The sequence below is a fragment of the Halomicrobium urmianum genome (assembly GCF_020217425.1).
Lineage (GTDB): Archaea > Halobacteriota > Halobacteria > Halobacteriales > Haloarculaceae > Halomicrobium > Halomicrobium urmianum.
Window position 1 is genome coordinate 1 of the sequence record NZ_CP084090.1, and the last position, 16,109, is coordinate 16,109.

Genomic DNA, 16,109 nt, shown 5'->3' on the forward strand with positions numbered 1-16,109 from the left:
CCCTGAAGGCGTCCGCGGGCCAACGCGGTGACATGAGCGGTGGATCGACGGCGGGCGTCGAACTCGAGGTGGCGGGCGCGAACAAGCGCGACGCCGGGCGCGGCATCGCCCGCCTGCCCGAGCACGCGCGCAGCAGACTGGGGGTGCTCAGCGGTGACCCCGTCATCGTCGAGGGGGAACGGCGGACCGTCGTGAAGGTCTGGCCGGCCGACGAGGACGGCGGGTTCGTCCGCATCGACGCGGACACGCGGGCCAACGCGGGCGTCAACGTCGGCGACGGGGTCACCGTCCGCCCCGCCTCCGTCGACGCGGCGTCCAGCGTCACGGTCCAGCCCGCCAAGCCCCAGCCCGGCAGCGAGTCATACGAGCACACCGTCCGCGAGCGGCTGGTCGACCGGCTGGTTCAGGAGGACGAGCGCGTCCACGTCGAGGGACTGGGCACCTTCCTCGTGCGGACGACCACGCCCGGCGGCTCGGTCCGGGTGACCGAGGACACGCGGCTGACGGTGCTGCCCTACAGCGGGGACGAGGGGAACACCGCGACCGCCTCTGCCGGCGGGGGCGCGAGCGACGGCGAGGAAGCGACCGCGCCCGAGGAGTCGGAGCCGTCGGCCACCTACGAGGACATCGGCGGCCTGGACGAGGAGCTGGACCGCATCCGCGAGATGATCGAGTTGCCACTCGCGGAGCCAGAGCAGTTCCGCCGGCTGGGGATCGACCCGCCCTCCGGCGTCCTCCTGCACGGCCCGCCGGGAACGGGGAAGACGCTGATCGCCCGCGCGGTGGCCAACGAGGTCGACGCCTACTTCGACACCATCTCCGGGCCGGAGATCGTCTCCAAGTACAAGGGCGAGAGCGAGGAGCGCCTGCGCGAGGCGTTCGACCGCGCCGAGGAGAACGCGCCGTCGATCCTGTTCGTCGACGAGATCGACTCCATCGCGGGCTCCCGCGGCGACGAGGCCGACATGGAGAACCGCGTCGTCGCCCAGCTCCTGACGCTGATGGACGGGCTGGAGGACCGGGGCCGAGTCGTGGTGATCGGCGCGACCAACCGCGTCGACGCCATCGACGACGCGCTCCGGCGGGGCGGCCGCTTCGACCGCGAGATCGAGGTCGGCGTCCCCGACGAGACCGGCCGCCGGGAGATCCTGGAGGTCCACACCCGCGAGATGCCGCTGGCCGACGACGTGGACCTCGATCGGATCGCCAGCCAGACCCACGGGTTCGTCGGCGCCGACCTCGCCACGCTGACCACGGAGGCGGCGATGACCGCGCTCCGCCGGGAGGTCGAGGCCCCCGACGTGACCCGATCGGACTTCGACGCGGCGCTGGCGGCCGTCGAGCCATCGGCGATGCGCGAGCACGTCGCCGAGTCGCCGACGGTCACCTTCGACGACGTGGGCGGGCTGGCGGCGGCCAAGGAGACGCTGACCGAGGCCGTCGAGTGGCCGCTGGCCTACGGCCCGCTGTTCGACGCGGCCGACACCGACCCGCCCAGCGGCGTGCTGCTGTACGGCCCGCCCGGCACCGGGAAGACGCTGCTCGCCCGGGCCGTCGCGGGCGAGAGCGGGGTCAACTTCATCCACGTCAACGGCCCCGAACTGCTGGATCGGTACGTCGGCGAGTCCGAGAAGGCGGTCCGGGAGGTGTTCGAGCGGGCGCGCCAGACCGCGCCGACGATCATCTTCCTCGACGAGATCGACGCCATCGCCGGCGCCCGCGGCGGCAGCCACGAGGTCACCGAGCGGGTCGTCTCCCAGCTCCTGACCGAACTCGACGGCGTGACCGAGAACCCGAACCTGGTGGTGATCGCGGCGACCAACCGGCGGGACGCGCTGGACGACGCCCTGCTGCGGCCCGGTCGGCTGGAGAAGCACGTCGAGGTGCCCGACCCCGACGAGGCGGCCCGCCGCGAGATCCTCCGGGTCCACACCGACGGCAAGCCCGTCGGCGGCGACGTCGACCTGGACGAGCTGGCGGCCGTGACCGCCGGCTACAGCGGCGCCGACCTGGAGGCGCTCGTCCGCGAGGCGTCGATGCGGGCCATCCGCGAGGTGGCCGCCGACGCGACACCCGAGGAGGCCGACGAGCGGACCGACGAGGTCCTGATCGAGGACCGCCACTTCCGGGCGGCACTCGACGCGCTCCCGGACGGCGGCGACTGACACCGCCGGGCGGGCGACCTCTCCGCTCGCCCTCTCACCGCCTCGCCCCTTCGCCGCCCGCGGCCGTGGTGTTTCGTGACTCACATTTTTGTCGGTCCGGGGGGTACTCGGTGGCATGGCTCAGTCACCGAGCGACCCCGGCGGCCACTACGTCGACGGCGAGTGGATCGACGGGGTCGGCGACGAGACGTTCGAGAGCGAGGACCCGGCGACCAGAGAGTCGCTGGCGACGTTCCGGCGGGGGACCGAGGCCGACGTCGAGCGGGCGGTCGCGGCGGCTGAAGAGGCGGCCGACGAGTGGCGTGCCCTCTCCTATATCGACCGCGCGGAGTACCTCTGGGACGTCTACCACGAACTGCGCGACCGGACGGACGAGCTGGGCGAGGTCGTCACGAAGGAGTGCGGCAAGGAGATCAGCGAGGGGCGGGCCGACGTGGTCGAGGCCGCGCACATGGTCGAGTGGGCGGCGGGCAACGCCCGCCACGGCCACGGCGAGGTGATCCCCAGCGAGATTGCCAGCAAGGACTCTTACACCCGCCGGAAGCCCAAGGGCGTCGTCGGCTGCATCACGCCGTGGAACTTCCCGGTCGCCATCCCCTTCTGGCACATGGCGGTGTCGCTGGTCGAGGGCAACACGGTCGTCTGGAAGCCCGCCGAGCAGACGCCCTGGTGCGGCCAGATCGTTGCGGAGATGATGGTCGACGCGGGGATCCCCGACGGGGTGTTCAACATGGTGCAGGGGTTCGGCGACGCCGGCGCGGCCGTCGTCGACGACGAGCGGGTCGACACGGTCCTCTTTACCGGCTCAGCCGAGGTCGGCCACGCAATCGCCGACCAGATCGGCGGCCAGCCCGGCCGCAACGCCTGCTGCGAGATGGGCGGGAAGAACGCCATCGTGATCACCGAGAACGCGGACCTGGACCTGGCCGTCCACTCGGCGGTGATGTCCTCGTTCAAGACCACCGGCCAGCGCTGCGTCTCCTCGGAGCGCCTGATCGTCCACGAAGAGGTGTACGACACGTTCAAAGAGCGGTTCGTCGACCTCGCGGCGTCCGTCTCCGTGGGCGACCCCCTCTCCGAGGACGCCTTCATGGGGCCCGTCGTCAGCGAGGCCCAGGTCGAGAAGTTCGGGCAGTACAACGACCTCGCCCGGCAGGAGGGCGCGGAGGTGCTGGTCGACCGCGAGGAACTCGACGCCGAGGAGGTCCCCGAGGGCTTCGGGGACGGCTTCTGGGTCGGCCCGTTCGTCTACGAGATGGACTACGACCCCGACGTCCGGGTCCTGAAGGAGGAGGTGTTCTCGCCCCACGTCGCCCTGATCGAGTACGACGGTACGATCGAGGACGCCGTCGAGATACACAACGACGTGCCCTACGGGCTGGCCGGCGCGATCGTCTCGGAGGACTACCGGCAGATCAACTACTACCGCGACCACGCCGAGGTCGGGCTGGCGTACGCCAACCTGCCCTGCATCGGTGCCGAGGTCCAGCTGCCCTTCGGCGGCGTCAAGAAGTCCGGCATCGGCCCCGCTCACGCCGCCGGAGTCATCGACGCCGTCACCGAGCGGACGGCCTGGACGCTCAACAACGGCGAGGACATCGCACTGGCCCAGGGTCTGTCGGCGGACATCAAAACGGAGGACGACGAGTAACGAACGCCGTCCGTCGAAGGCGGTGGCGCAAGGCGAGTGGCGACCGATAGGCGGAGGACGCAAGGCGAGAGAGGCGCCGAGGATGGGCTGTCCGGACAGCCGTTGGCGCGCGTCGCCGTGGCCGAGCAGCGAGACGGGCGTTCGCCGACAGCGACGTGAAAAGCGCCGTGCCGGCAGACTTCTTTTGGGGGGTACTCGACCATAAAGGCACGGGTAGCGTCAGGCACGTGCAGCGTGGGCACGTACGACACGCCTGGAGCGGCTCCACCGGACTGGACGCGAACGGAAAGACGAACCCGGAAACGGGGTGGGGGGATGGCAGTTTCCGGGTCAATGGGGGGAAGGGGAGTCACCGGGGGATTCGATCTACCCGGCAGAACAACGTTATGTACCCGGTTGAAAATACATCGTGCCTAACTATGTAGGCAGCGCCTGGGTCAGGTCTGGAAGGAGGCAGTGCGCGTTGTGCCGTCCGTATCCAGGACGCCGGTTGCATCCCGCATCGTCTGACCACGGACCGGGCCACACGGGCGAAGCGAGCGCGAGCTCGAGAGATTCACCCCGTTCCGCTCCCGTTGATCAGTAGCGGCGGTCGTCGAGTGCGGGGAACTCCTCGCGGACCGCCGCGACCCGTTCTGGATCGGCCGCGGCGGTCACCAGCGCCGGCTCGTCGCCCCCCGCCGCGATCCGCGTCCCCCAGGGATCGTAGACGGCCGAGCGACCCAGCAACTCGGCGTTCTCGAAGGTACCGACGCCGTTGACCGCGGCGACGTACACGAGGTTCTCCACGGCCCGCGCCCGCGGGAACAGCTTCCAGTGCTCGATCCGCGGGTACGGCCAGGCGCTGGGCACCAGGACGAGCGTCACTCCGCGGTCGACGAGCCGGCGGTACAGCTCGGGGAACCGCAGGTCGTAGCAGGTCGTGACGGCGACGGTGAACCCGCCGACGTCGGCCGTCGTCAGGCGCTCGCCCGGCGTCAACCGGTCGGGGGCCTCGGACCCGTAGCCGAAGAGGTGGTGCTTGCGGTAGACCAGGCGGCGCTCGCCGTCGGCGTCGAACAGCACCGCGGTGTTGGCGTACCCCTCGTCTGCGGGCGTCTCGAACCCCGCCGCTGCGCTCCCCGCCAGGTCCTCCACGACGGTGCCCGCGAGCAGGGCGACGCCGCGCTCGGCGGCCACCTTTCGCAGGCGCGTCAGTCGCTCGCCGCCGAGCGGCTGGGCGGTCCGCACGTAGCTGTCGAACGCGAAGTAGCCGACGTCGAATAGTTCCGGGAGCACGACGAGGTCGGCGCCGCGGTCGGCGGCGCGCCCGATTGCGTCTTCCGCCCGCCCGACGTTGCCCGACAGGTCGGCCGGTTCGACCGCTATCTGCGCGAGCGCCAGGTCGAGCGGGCCGTCGGCAGCGTCGCCTTCGGTGCCGCCATCACCGGCGCTCTCGGCGGCCGCGTCGCCGGCTCCCTCGCGGCTCATGACTGGCTCTCGATGTCGGACCGGAGCGCGGCGTCAAGGGCGTCCAGTTCGCGGTCGAAGTTGCGCTTGAAGAACCGCTCGACGCCGGGCAGGCGCCCCTCCACGACGAACCGGTTCGTCAGCCGCGTCCCGCCCTCGCCGTCGGGCTCCAGTTCGTGCTCGCCCTGGACGTGCATCACGCGGGACGTGCCGGTGAAGCGGACGTACTCGGGGGCACGGCGCTCCTGGTCGCGCGTCTCGATGGCGATCCGGCTGTCGATCACCGGGATCGGAAGCGAGAGGTACCAGGTCGCCGATCCGTCGTCGTGGACCTCCCACTCGTCGATGACGCTGAGGGGCTCGGCCCGCCGGTCCGGGTCGGCGATGAACTCCCAGACGCGGTCGGGGGGTGCCGGTACCGTGATCTCCCGCTCGACCCGGACGGTCATGAGGGCTAGTCGCGGTCGGGAGACGAAAAAGGCGCCGAACTATCGCTGCGGTCCGTCGTCACTGCCAGCCCCGGTCGACGGTCGCAACGGGCGGTTGTTCGCTCCGTGTCGCTCCCTGCGGTCGCTCCCGCTCGCTGTTCCGAGGTTCCTCCCTGCGCTCGGAACCTCGCTACCCGCTGCTCGGTTCGACTCGCCACGTGGTCGAGCGCGACCGACCCCACTTCTCGATCTCGACCTCGTCGGCCTCCTCTGCGAGTCGTGGGAGCCTCGCGCCGACCTGCTTCGCGGAGAGCTCGAGCTGTTCCGCGATGTGCTTCGCCCTGAAGTAACTTTCGCCGCGGGCGACGCTGTCCCGGAGATAATCGAGGATGCGCCGATCCTCTTCGCTGAACTCACCCATGTGTCACTGTAGGTGATTGACGACCTTAACGGTTCCTTTCGACGCGTCAGCCCTCGTAGACGTGGATTGCGACGATGGCGAGGCCAGCAGCGAGTACGGCCGCGCCGAAGGCCAATCCGGCGTTGATCTGGACCGCGTGGGCCGCTTCCTCGGCGGCGTGCCTGATCGCGTACACGTAGCCGAAGTACGCCGTGGCCGCCGCAGCGGCCACGGATGCGATCGAGAACGCCAGCCCCAGCCCGATTCCCAGGTCCGAGGACGTTGCAGTTGCCATGGGAGAGGGTGTGGTGAGGGCACACTTAGTTCATGCGAAGGGGCGGCGAACACGTGACAGTCTAACTGAACAGTCGTCGACGGCCAAAGGGTACATACCGGCGCATTGCTATCCCCCGGATAGCATGGCCAGGATACTCTCGCTGCTAGCAGTGGCCGGCGTCGTGGTCGTCGGGACCGTCGGCGCCGGGTTCGCGGTCGGCGCGCTCGGCGCCCCGAGCGTGACCGGCATCCATAACCAGTTCGGCGACGTCAACGAGTCGACGACCGTGATCGAGTCGGAGCTGGGCATCCACAACCCCAACCCGATCGGCGTCTCCGTCGGCGACGTCGGCGTCGACTACACCGTCCGGATGAACGACGTTCCGATGGCCAACGGAACCAAGGAGGGCGTCTCGATCGGGACCGGCAACAGCAGCGTCTCGCTGACGACGCGGATGGCAAACGAGCGCATCCCGGCGTGGTGGTACGCGCACGTCCGCAACGGCGAGCGGACGGCGGTGTCGGTCGACGCGACCGTTTCCGCGCCGCTGGTGGGCGAACGCGACGTCTCACTCGACCAGGCCCGGGAGATCGAGACGGACCTCCTCTCCGGGTTCGACTCCGACGAGACGCGGCCGATCAACACGGACGGACCGATCCCCCGCGACCCGGCGCTGTACGTCAACAGCACGGACGGCGAGTGGGACCGCGAGAACCTCACCCGCGAGCGAACCCCCATGGACCTCCGGTTCGACGTCCACAACCCCAAGCCGTACCCCTACACCGTGAGCAAGATCGGCTACACGATCACGATGAACGACGTGACCGTCGGCGAGGGCGAGACCGACCGCGGACAGGTGATCGCGCCCGGCGAGACCACGACGATCCGGGCCGACACGGCCATCCAGAACGAGCGCCTCGACGAGTGGTGGGTGACCCACCTGGAGAACAATCAGGTGACCGAGATGCACGTCGACTTCTACCTGATCTTCGAGTTCCAGGGCGAGCAGTTCCGCGTCAACCCCGACGAACTGGGCTACACGACCACGATCGAGACGGACGTGTTCGGGACGAAAGAGAGCGATAGCGCCGACGCCGGAGCGAGGGGCGACGGTGCTGCGTCCGCGGAAGACGGCGACCAGACGGCCACCCCGTCGCCCGAAGCGGGCCAGACGGCCACCTCGACGCCGACGTCCAGCGGGGACGACGCGACGGCAACGCCGACTCCCACGCCGACTGGCGAGTCGACGCCCACGCCGACTGGCGGCGACGACGGCGGTATTCTGGGCTGACGACCGATCGCACTCGCGCCGGCCGTTTCACCCGCGAGACGGCCGCAAACCGGCTTGTCCACTGCCGGTCGACCTACTGATCGGATTACTACCAAAGTCTTTAGGCGCGCTCCTCAACCGTGTCCCATGTCTAGTGGAGAGTAATGCTGGACATCGTGAGTCTCCTCCAAACAAAGCTCGGTCGCCAGTCCGCGTCGGAACTCGAATCGGACGCCGCCGAGACGGAGCAGAGCTCCGACCTCTACGAGTGCTCGACGTGCGGGGAGGTCCTCATCGAACCGTCGTGTGAGACCTGTCCCAAGTGCGAGTCCGGCAGCCTCCAGAAGGTATAGCGGTCGGATCGGCGGCGCCGTCCGACCGAACGGGGGTCGTTCCGGGGAGTCACAGACGGGTCAGAGACGAGCCGACGGCCGTCGCTGGTCAGCGCCGAGGAGCGGCACAGCCGGTCTGCCCGTCACTTGATCGTCGTGTGCTCGGACTCCTCGTTGAGGGCGAGGTTGGTCGCGATCTCGGCGTTCCGGACGGCGTACTCGCCGGTGTGCTGGAGGCTGACGAGCACCTCGCGCACCTCGAGGAGGCTCTCGTTGGTCATCTCGTCGAGGTCGTGGAGGATGTCGTGCTCGCGGTCGCCGATCTCTTCGTACAGCTCCCGGACCTCGATCGCGGTGTCGTAGTCCCGATCGACGGCAGCGCCGACGGCCATCTCGGTGATCTCGTTGATCTGGTCGGTGAACTCCCGGATGCGCCGCATCGTGGACTCGTCGACGACCAGCGAGTGGTCGTCCGCTTCGAGGGCGATCTCCGCGATGTCCTCGGCGTTGTCCGCCGTCAGTTCGAGGTTCTTGGCGATCGATCGGTAGCCGATCAGCGGGAAGCCGTCCTCCAGGCCGACCGCGCGGGCGAGGTTCGGGTTCTGGAACGACGTGAAGATCAGCCGCAGCAGGAGGACGAAGATCTTGTTCGCCTGCCGCTCGCGGTTGAGCGCGCGCTGGGCCAGGTCGGGGTTGCCGTGCGCCAGCGCCTTGACCGCCTCGTTACGCATCGTGGAGCCGGTCGACTCCAGGCGCTCCAGGAGGTTGTCGAGCGTGAAGTCCTCCGGGTCGACGGAGCAGCGGATCGTGATCCGCTCGGGCGTCTCCTCGACGACGCCCAGCCCCATCAGCTGGGTCTCTGCGTTGTAGACGGCGTTGATGTGTGACGAGGTGAGCGACCCCTCCTCGCCGGCGTCGACGTGGATGATCCGTCGGCCGAGCACGTACTGCGCGACGATGGCGCGCTCGACGGACGACGCGTCGAGGTCGACGGCGTGGATGATCGCTTCCGATTCCTCGGACTGGACGGACTCGGGGAGGACGGTCAGGGTCCCCTTGCCACCCAGGCGTAGCGACACCTCGTCGCCCTTCTCGACGTCGTGTGCGGAGGCCCACTCCGCGGGCAGGGTCATCGCGAGAGTCGACGGCCCCAGTCGCTGGACTTTCCTCGTTTCCATATGTCCTTTGTTTGTCGCTCCAGACCTTAATCTTGTCTATACACACATTAATGACGAGAGCGATCTTAGAACCCGTCGGTAGCCGCCCCGCGGCGCTCACACGACTTCCATCAGCCGCCGCTCGAACGCGCCCACGCGGACGCGCAGCCACCCCCGCAGCCCCTCGTCGAGGGCCGGATCGCCGGTGTCGACCCGGAGCGCCCCGACGGTGTCGAGCTTTCGCCGGGAGGCCACCACCTCGACCTCGCACTGCCGGATCACGGCGGGCGAGAGCTGCTGGTTGCCGCGGCCGAACACGAACCCCTGCCCGCCGATGGGCGAGACGACGACGACGTTCTCGTCGCCCAGGGCGTCGAGAATCTCGGACTCGCTGGCGTCCGCGACGATCACCTCGCCGTCGCGCCAGACGTCCACGCCCAGCGTCGTCCCGTCGAAGCCCAGTTCCGCCTCGATCGCGCCGACGGTGCTGCCCGGCCCGAGGACGTACGTGACCCCCTCGCGGACGTCCTCGGCAACCGCCTCGGCCAGCGCCTCGACGGACCCGCCGCCGAGCTGCTTGGCCGACTGGCGCTGGTCGGCCGCCGGTACGGTGGCGACGCCCCGTAGCTCCGTCTCGACCTGGCCCGCCCGGAACTCGTCCTCGTCGACGTCGTTGACCTCGGCGCGCTCGACGTCCGCGAACGTCGCCGCCACCTGGCCGGCGGCCCGCGGCGAGACGCCGAACACCGACGAGTAGACCTTCACGCCCGCCGGGACGCCCAGCATCGGGACGTCGGCGTCGCCCAGCGCCTCGACCACGTCGACTGCAGTCCCGTCGCCCCCAACGAACAGGATCAGGTCGACGTCCCGCTCCAGAAAGGCACGGACCGCCGCTCGCGTGTCCTCGACGGTCGTGTCGCCGCCCGCGCCCGCGGCCGGTTCGCCCAGCACCTCGGGATCGAACCCGGCCTCGCGGGTTATCTCGGCGCCCATCGGGTCGCCCCAGGTCAGGAGTTTTACGTCGTCGCCGTAGTCGGCGAGCGCGTCCAGCGCCGCCCGCGCCCGGTCGGGGGCCCGCTGCTCGGCGCCCCGCTCGCGGGCCTCCTCGACCTTGCCGTCTGTACCCTTCAGCCCGACGCGACCGCCCATGCCGGCGACGGGGTTGACGACGAACCCGATGGTTCGCATAGCGGCGGATTGGACCGGCGGCGGCAAAAGCGGACCGGGAACGAATGCTTGAAGCCACAGGGCTCGAAACGCCCGCCCATGTTCGTCCTACTGCAGGAAGGGGTCAACGCGGGCGTGATCAGCGCAGCGGGCTGGATCGTCGGGCTCGGCGGCCTCCTGCTCACCGCCGTGTGGCTGCTGTACCTGTACCGCTGACGGGCAGTCGCTTCGAAAGTCCGGTCACTCGACTCGCTCGTCGAGCCACGCGGCCGCTTCCTCGACCGCCTCGGCGTCGGTCCCCTGAATCTTCACGCTGACCGAGTCGCCGGGGTAGCTCCCCACGGTCACGGGGAACCGCTCGCGCAGTTCGCGGAGCCGGTCGAGCAGCGCGCTCTCCGGCTCGTCGGCCTCGACGACGGCGACGTGACGGACCTCGCCGGCGAACTCCTCGTCCACGTCCTCGAACATCCGCTTCATCTCGTCTGGGACGCCCGGCAGGACGTAGCAGTCCTCGACGACGCAGCCCGGCGCGACCCCCTCTCGGTTCGGTAGGACGCGGGCCCCCTCGGGCACGTCGCCCGTGCCCTCGGTGAGGTCGTCCCGCGAGTAGCCGTCCTCCTCCAGCCAGCGCAGCGCCTCCTCGGACTCGACCACGTCGCGGTCGAACGCGGCCGCGACCCCCTCCATCGTGACGTCGTCGTGGGTCGGCCCGAGCCCGCCCGTGACGATCACCGCGTCGTAGCCGGTGTGGTAGTCCCGGACCACGCCGGCGATGTCCTCGACACGGTCGGGCACGACCGTCGTTCGCTCGACGTCGACGCCCCGCTCGGCGAGTTCCCGCCCCAGCCAGGCGGCGTTCGTGTTGACGGTGTCGCCGGCCAGAATCTCGTCTCCCACTGTTACCAGCGCGACCTGCATAGGCGGAGGTTAGCGCCCGGCGACAAAAAACTCCGCCGCCGACTGAAACAGCCTGTACCGTTCCCCGGTCAGCGCATCCCGGGCGGCGGTCCGCGGTCCCGGGGGTCGTCGTCGTCGCCGACGTCGATGCCGCTCTCCTCGCGGCGGCGCTTCAGCCGCTGGATCTGGCGGTAGTAGTACAGCGCGCCGCCGCTTCCGATGACGACGGCCGCGACGACCACGGCCCCGAAGATGAGCAGGTCGCGCTGGAGGTAGTAGCGCACCCGGAGCCGCTCGCCGGAGATCTCGTCCCAGCGGATCGTCATGCGCTCGCCGTCGACATCGGTCTCGTAGCCGCCGGGGTCGACCTGCGAGAGCAGCGGCACGCCCACGCGGGCGTTCGGCGGCAGCGTGACGGCGTGGGACCCGTCGACGAACACGGGCGTCACGAACTGCTTGCCGTGGCGGGGGGCGACGAAGGCGACCCGGCCGTCGCTGCCGTTGGGGACGTGGACGATGGTCCGCTGGCGCGTCTGCTCGGCCGACAGGCCGTCGTGTTCGGCCGGCGTCACGACGGTCCCGTTCGGGAAGCGGTACCGCAGCGACTCGATGGGGAGGTGACGGTCGCGTCCGAGGTCGTCGGTCCGGTAGGCCTCGAGGGTATCGTTGTCGGAGACGTCGTAGACGCCCTTGAACGACGACCGGTTGACGACGATGTACGTGTCGGCCTCGTCGCTCCAGTCGTAGGTGGCGTTCCTGTTGAGGTCCTCCGGGTCGGGGTCGCCCGGGCCGAGTATCGACCCGCAGCCCGCCAGCGCCGCGAGAACCGCCAGCAGCCCCAGGATCGCCAGCCGTCGCCTCATGGCACGACGCAGAGCAGCTCCGACGGGAGATATTGCCCGATGCTCGCGAGCAGTCCCGGCGGGTCCGTGTCCTCGCGGCAGACGATGGACTGCTCCAGCAGCCCCAGCCGCTCGACCGTGACGATGTCCTCGGCGTGGCCGGCGCGGTTGACCGTCGCCCGGACCTCCGAGCGGGTCGCGCTGTTGACATTCACGCGCCCGGTCCCCCGGGTCCACTCGTACAGTTCGTCCCGGGCGTCGTCGCTGAGGCGGGCCGGCTCGTCCCCGTCGCCCGCGACGAACTCCAGCGGGACGTGCTGGACGAGGCCGAAGCGCGTCCGGATCTGCTCGGGCGACCCCTGCCCGAGGCCGATCTCGTCGGTCGGCACCTGCACCTGATTCCCGAATCCGGCGTCGAGGACGAACCCGTCCTCGTCCCAGGCCTCGAGGGTACCCACGTAGGTCTCGCCGGCCTCGTGCTCGGGGACGACCTCGCCGAACTCCTCCCCGAGGAGGTTCCGGGCGGCCGTGGCGTCGTCGCCCTCGACGGTCACCGAGGGGAAGTCGTCCTCGCGCACCCCGACATCGACGTCGGCGTCGAGGTCCGCCAGCCGGTCGGCGACCAGCGACGTCAGCGAGTCCAGCGCCCGCTCGCGGGCGTCGCCTTCGACGTACAGCTTCGTCGCGAGTACGACCATCAGACCTCGGCTTCCTCGATGTCGACGTTCAGTTCGTCGCGCAGCTGCGCGATGCGGCCCTCCATCGCCTCGACGAGGCGCGTGTTCTCCATCGCCTCGACCTGGTTGCCGCACTCGGGGCACTCGAAGCCGAACTCCATGGCCTCGTCGAACTCGAAGCGGATGCCGCAGGTCTCACAGAGGTAGAACTCGTTCTCCTGCTCGTAGGCCTGGCGCGCCTCGAGCGCGTCGAGCAGGCGGTGCATCTCCTCCTCGAGCTTCTCCGGGATGTTCTCGTAGTGGAACGTCCAGAGGTAGGTGAGCCACCCGGAGTCCTCGTCGCGCAGGCGGCGGTAGGAGGCCAGGTCGTTCTCGTAGAGGATGAACAGCGCCCGGCGGACGTCGTTCAGCTCCAGTCCGAGCTCCTCGGCCAGTTCTTCGTCCGTCACTTCCCCGTCCGGCGGTGCCGCCGCCACGGGCATCCCCTTCGGGCCGACGAGTTCGTGGAGGTACTTCTGTATCACCGGGTCCTCCAGGAGATCCTCAAAAGCCATTGTGTGGGTTTCGGTCCGTCGCCCGGTTAAGTTTTAGCTTTCCCGCCGATGCTCGCGAGCGTCCTCGACGCGCTTGCCGCTCTCCTGCGGGACGACCACCTGGTCGGCGTCCGCCCACTCGCGGTCCAGTTCGCGGCCGTCGAAGAGCCGGTCGAGGAACACGGCCAGCGCGGCGATCTCGGAGTGGGGCTGGCTGGTCACGCCGACGTTCCAGTCGGCCCGCTCGTACACCTCGAAGGGCACCTTCTCGGCGCCGACGACGACCAGCAGCGGCTCGTCGTGGTGGGCCTCGCGAATCTCGCCCTCGACGTCCTGGACGGGCAGCCCGTACATGGTCAGGTGGACGACCCGACCGTCCCAGCCGCGGACCGTCCCCAGCGGCGAGTCGGTCACCTCGACGTCGAAGGGGCCGCCGAAGCGGTCGGTGATGTCGACGACTGTCTCCTCGCGGCCGGACGCGACGTCCTCGAGTACGACCCTGTCGGCGCCGAGCGCGCGGGCCGTCAGGCCGACGTGGGTCGTCGTGCGCTCGTCGCGGCCCGGCCGGTGACCCAGCCTGAGCACCGCGACCTCGGGTTCGTCCTGCATGGCCGGTGCGAGTGGGGCCAGCGGGGTACCCGTTTCGATCCGACCGGAGCCGGCGCGAGCGATTCGCCGGCGACTACCGCTCCTCGACGCGGACGGTCGCGCCGCCGTCCAGATCCTCCAGCGGCGAGACGTCCGCTACTTCCGCGACGACCGCCACGTCCTCTGCGGCCCGCGGTTCGTCGTCCACGCTGGCCGGCGTCGGCCCCCAGAACAGGCACAGGACGTCGCCCGCCGGCCAGTAGGCGACGGCGCCCTCGGGGACCTCGGTCCGGGTCGACGCGGGCGACGCGTCGAGCGACACCGAGAAGTACAGTTCGTCGCCCCAGCGCGTGGCGTTGCCGGCGGCGGGCAGGGCGTCGGCGAGGGCGTCGCTGACGGCGGGGTTCTCGTCGGTCCACTCCGCGGCGAGTTCGCGGCCGTCGACGGAGACGGTGAGGTCGGCCATACGCCGCGGTTCAGTTCCGTCTCACTCTGTCTTTGCGGTGTGGGCAGCGGCCGTATCGACGACCGGCCGCGCTACTCCGACGAACCCTCTCGACGCGCGGACTCGATGGCGGCACTGACCGTCTCGAAGTCGTTGCCCTCCGTGGCCTCGCCGTTCACCCAGACGGTCGGCGTCCCCTGGACGCCGTTGTCGATGCCGTGTTCGCGGTCGCGCTCGACGGTGGAATCGTACCGGCGCTCCTCGGCGGCCGAGCGCACCGTTTCGGCGTCGACGTCGAAGTCCTCGGCCAGCGAGGCGTAGGTGTCCGGCTCCAGCGAGCCCTGGTTCGCGAACAGGGCTTTGGCGTACTCGAAGAACGCCGCCTGGCCGACCTCGTCCTGGATCGCCCGGGCGGCGCTGGGCGCCTGCCAGGAGATCGTGTCGTCGACCGGGATGGGGAAGTCGCGGTGCTGGTAGGTGACGACACCCCCCGAGATGTACTCCTCCCGAATCTGCGGGAAGACGTCCTCGTTGAAGGTCCGACAGTGCGGGCAGGCGAAGTCCTCGAAGACGGTGACGGTCACCGACGCGCCCTCCTCGCTCAGCGCCGGGACGGGCAGCGTGGCCTGTCGGCCGCCGGCCCCGTCGCCGTCCGTGCCGTTCCCGCCGCCGGACTCATTCCCGTCCCCGCCGCCGTCCGGCTCGGCACCGCCGTCGCCACCCAGACAGCCGCTCCATCCCGCGAGAGCGCTCGTCCCCGCCGCTGCGAGCAGCGAGCGCCGTGACAGCCGTTCGTCCATGTCACGTGGTGGCCGCCGGAGGCCCATAACTGCGTTGAGTTGACGGCGAGCCGACACCGGAACGACCAACTGGGACCCCTGCGCACGACGCTCCATGGAACTGCGGAACAAGACGGTGGTGATCACGGGTGGCGCGGGGTTCGTCGGCTCTCACCTGGCCGACCGCCTCGTCGCCGACAACGAGGTGCGCGTCGCGGACGACTGCTCGAACGGCGACCCCGGCTGGGTCCCCGACGACGCCGAACTGCTGCGCGGCGACCTGACTGACCCCGACGTCGTCGGCGGTGCCATCACGTCCGACGTCGACGTCGTCTTCCACTTCGCCGCCGACAAGGACCCGGCGCGGGACGACGTCGAGCAGTACCGGTTCAACAACCGCCTCACCGAGAACGTCCTCGAACGGATGGACGAGGTCGGCGTCGAGAACGTCGCGTTCACGTCGTCCTCGACCGTGTACGGCGAGGCCCCGCGGCCCACGCCGGAGGACTACGCGCCCATGGAGCCGATCAGCATCTACGGCGCCAGCAAGCTCGGCGAGGAGTCGCTGCTGTCGGTGTACGCCAACACCCACGACTTCACGGCGTGGGTGTTCCGCTTCGCCAACATCGTCGGCCCGCGCCTCCAGAAGGGCGCCGTCATCCCGGACTTCATCCACAAGCTCCGCGCGGACCCCGAGACGCTGGAGATCCTCGGCGACGGCCGCCAGGAGAAGTCCTACATGCACATCTCCGAGTGCGTCGACGCGATGTGCCACGTCGTCGGACACGCCGACGCGCCGTTCAACGTCTACAACCTCGGGACGCGGACGACCACGTCGGTCAACGCCATCGCCGACATCGTGGCCGACGAGATGGGCGTCAACCCGGACTACGAGTACACCGGCGGCGACCGCGGCTGGACCGGCGACGTCCCGCGGATGCGCCTCTCCATCGAGAAGCTCTCGGCGCTGGGCTGGGAGCCCGAGCAGTCCAGCGACGACGCCGTCCGGCAGGCGACGCGGGAACTGCTCGAAGAGCACTGAAAGGGCACTC

At 69.9% G+C, this 16,109-nt stretch carries 18 protein-coding genes; 5 read left to right on the plus strand and 13 right to left on the minus strand.

The window, feature by feature from the left end:
- Nucleotides 1-32 precede the first annotated feature (32 nt).
- Together LCY71_RS00005 and LCY71_RS00010 are read left to right on the plus strand one after the other, a co-directional pair.
- Nucleotides 33-2,165, plus strand: a complete 2,133-nt coding sequence (locus LCY71_RS00005) for a CDC48 family AAA ATPase (protein WP_225334317.1) — start codon at nucleotides 33-35, stop codon at nucleotides 2,163-2,165.
- Between the two features lie 115 nt (nucleotides 2,166-2,280).
- Complete coding sequence (locus LCY71_RS00010; protein WP_225334318.1) at nucleotides 2,281-3,816, plus strand: aldehyde dehydrogenase family protein; 1,536 nt, start codon at nucleotides 2,281-2,283, stop codon at nucleotides 3,814-3,816.
- A 579-nt stretch (nucleotides 3,817-4,395) separates the two neighbouring features.
- Here the strand turns inward: LCY71_RS00010 and LCY71_RS00015 are convergent.
- From LCY71_RS00015 to LCY71_RS00030, 4 genes are all read right to left on the minus strand, one after another.
- On the minus strand, nucleotides 4,396-5,286 hold the full coding sequence (locus tag LCY71_RS00015) for a carbon-nitrogen family hydrolase (protein WP_225334319.1): 891 nt from the start codon (nucleotides 5,284-5,286) through the stop codon (nucleotides 4,396-4,398).
- Nucleotides 5,283-5,714, minus strand: a complete 432-nt coding sequence (locus tag LCY71_RS00020) for an SRPBCC family protein (RefSeq protein ID WP_225334320.1) — start codon at nucleotides 5,712-5,714, stop codon at nucleotides 5,283-5,285. The genes LCY71_RS00015 and LCY71_RS00020 overlap by 4 nt, the downstream gene beginning before the upstream one ends.
- A 169-nt stretch (nucleotides 5,715-5,883) precedes the next feature.
- Nucleotides 5,884-6,114: a DUF7123 family protein gene (locus LCY71_RS00025; protein WP_225334321.1), complete on the minus strand. Its 231-nt coding sequence runs from the start codon at nucleotides 6,112-6,114 to the stop codon at nucleotides 5,884-5,886.
- A 46-nt stretch (nucleotides 6,115-6,160) separates the two neighbouring features.
- Nucleotides 6,161-6,388 carry a DUF7525 family protein gene (locus tag LCY71_RS00030; protein ID WP_225334322.1) on the minus strand — a complete coding sequence of 76 codons (228 nt, stop codon included), beginning with the start codon at nucleotides 6,386-6,388 and terminating at the stop codon, nucleotides 6,161-6,163.
- Between the two features lie 124 nt (nucleotides 6,389-6,512).
- Between LCY71_RS00030 and LCY71_RS00035 the strand changes: the two genes are divergently transcribed.
- Nucleotides 6,513-7,661, plus strand: a complete 1,149-nt coding sequence (locus tag LCY71_RS00035) for an LEA/WHy family protein (protein WP_225334323.1) — start codon at nucleotides 6,513-6,515, stop codon at nucleotides 7,659-7,661.
- 143 nt (nucleotides 7,662-7,804) lie between these two features.
- Complete coding sequence (locus LCY71_RS00040) at nucleotides 7,805-7,993, plus strand: FmdB family zinc ribbon protein (RefSeq protein WP_225334324.1); 189 nt, start codon at nucleotides 7,805-7,807, stop codon at nucleotides 7,991-7,993.
- Between the two features lie 122 nt (nucleotides 7,994-8,115).
- Here the strand turns inward: LCY71_RS00040 and LCY71_RS00045 are convergent, their stop codons facing one another.
- From LCY71_RS00045 to LCY71_RS00085, 9 genes are all read right to left on the minus strand, one after another.
- Complete coding sequence (locus LCY71_RS00045) at nucleotides 8,116-9,150, minus strand: phosphate signaling complex PhoU family protein (protein ID WP_225334325.1); 1,035 nt, start codon at nucleotides 9,148-9,150, stop codon at nucleotides 8,116-8,118.
- A gap of 96 nt (nucleotides 9,151-9,246) precedes the next feature.
- Complete coding sequence (locus LCY71_RS00050; protein ID WP_225334326.1) at nucleotides 9,247-10,317, minus strand: ATP-NAD kinase family protein; 1,071 nt, start codon at nucleotides 10,315-10,317, stop codon at nucleotides 9,247-9,249.
- 219 nt (nucleotides 10,318-10,536) lie between these two features.
- A complete protein-coding gene (locus LCY71_RS00055) occupies nucleotides 10,537-11,214 on the minus strand; it encodes a competence/damage-inducible protein A (RefSeq protein WP_225334327.1) in 678 nt (225 codons plus the stop codon).
- A 68-nt stretch (nucleotides 11,215-11,282) separates the two neighbouring features.
- Nucleotides 11,283-12,056, minus strand: a complete 774-nt coding sequence (locus LCY71_RS00060) for a DUF5803 family protein (protein ID WP_225334328.1) — start codon at nucleotides 12,054-12,056, stop codon at nucleotides 11,283-11,285.
- The gene (locus LCY71_RS00065) at nucleotides 12,053-12,733 is read right to left on the minus strand and encodes a DUF2110 family protein (RefSeq protein ID WP_225334329.1); all 681 of its coding nucleotides are present in this window, start codon (nucleotides 12,731-12,733) and stop codon (nucleotides 12,053-12,055) included. Before LCY71_RS00065 ends, LCY71_RS00060 begins: the two co-directional genes overlap by 4 nt.
- Nucleotides 12,733-13,266, minus strand: coding sequence for a transcription factor E (gene tfe / locus LCY71_RS00070; protein WP_225334330.1), 534 nt, complete (start codon nucleotides 13,264-13,266; stop codon nucleotides 12,733-12,735). Before tfe ends, LCY71_RS00065 begins: the two co-directional genes overlap by 1 nt.
- A 33-nt stretch (nucleotides 13,267-13,299) precedes the next feature.
- Nucleotides 13,300-13,854 (minus strand): tRNA (cytidine(56)-2'-O)-methyltransferase, encoded by a 555-nt coding sequence (locus tag LCY71_RS00075; protein WP_225334331.1) that lies wholly within the window; start codon nucleotides 13,852-13,854, stop codon nucleotides 13,300-13,302.
- Nucleotides 13,855-13,927: 73 nt separating this feature from the next.
- Nucleotides 13,928-14,299 (minus strand): cyclophilin-like fold protein, encoded by a 372-nt coding sequence (locus tag LCY71_RS00080; RefSeq protein WP_225334332.1) that lies wholly within the window; start codon nucleotides 14,297-14,299, stop codon nucleotides 13,928-13,930.
- Between the two features lie 71 nt (nucleotides 14,300-14,370).
- Nucleotides 14,371-15,078 carry a DsbA family protein gene (locus tag LCY71_RS00085; protein ID WP_225334333.1) on the minus strand — a complete coding sequence of 236 codons (708 nt, stop codon included), beginning with the start codon at nucleotides 15,076-15,078 and terminating at the stop codon, nucleotides 14,371-14,373.
- A 94-nt stretch (nucleotides 15,079-15,172) separates the two neighbouring features.
- Here LCY71_RS00085 and LCY71_RS00090 point away from each other — a divergent pair, with 94 nt between their 5' ends.
- Nucleotides 15,173-16,099 (plus strand): NAD-dependent epimerase/dehydratase family protein, encoded by a 927-nt coding sequence (locus tag LCY71_RS00090; RefSeq protein ID WP_225334334.1) that lies wholly within the window; start codon nucleotides 15,173-15,175, stop codon nucleotides 16,097-16,099.
- The last annotated feature ends 10 nt before the right edge of the window (nucleotides 16,100-16,109 follow it).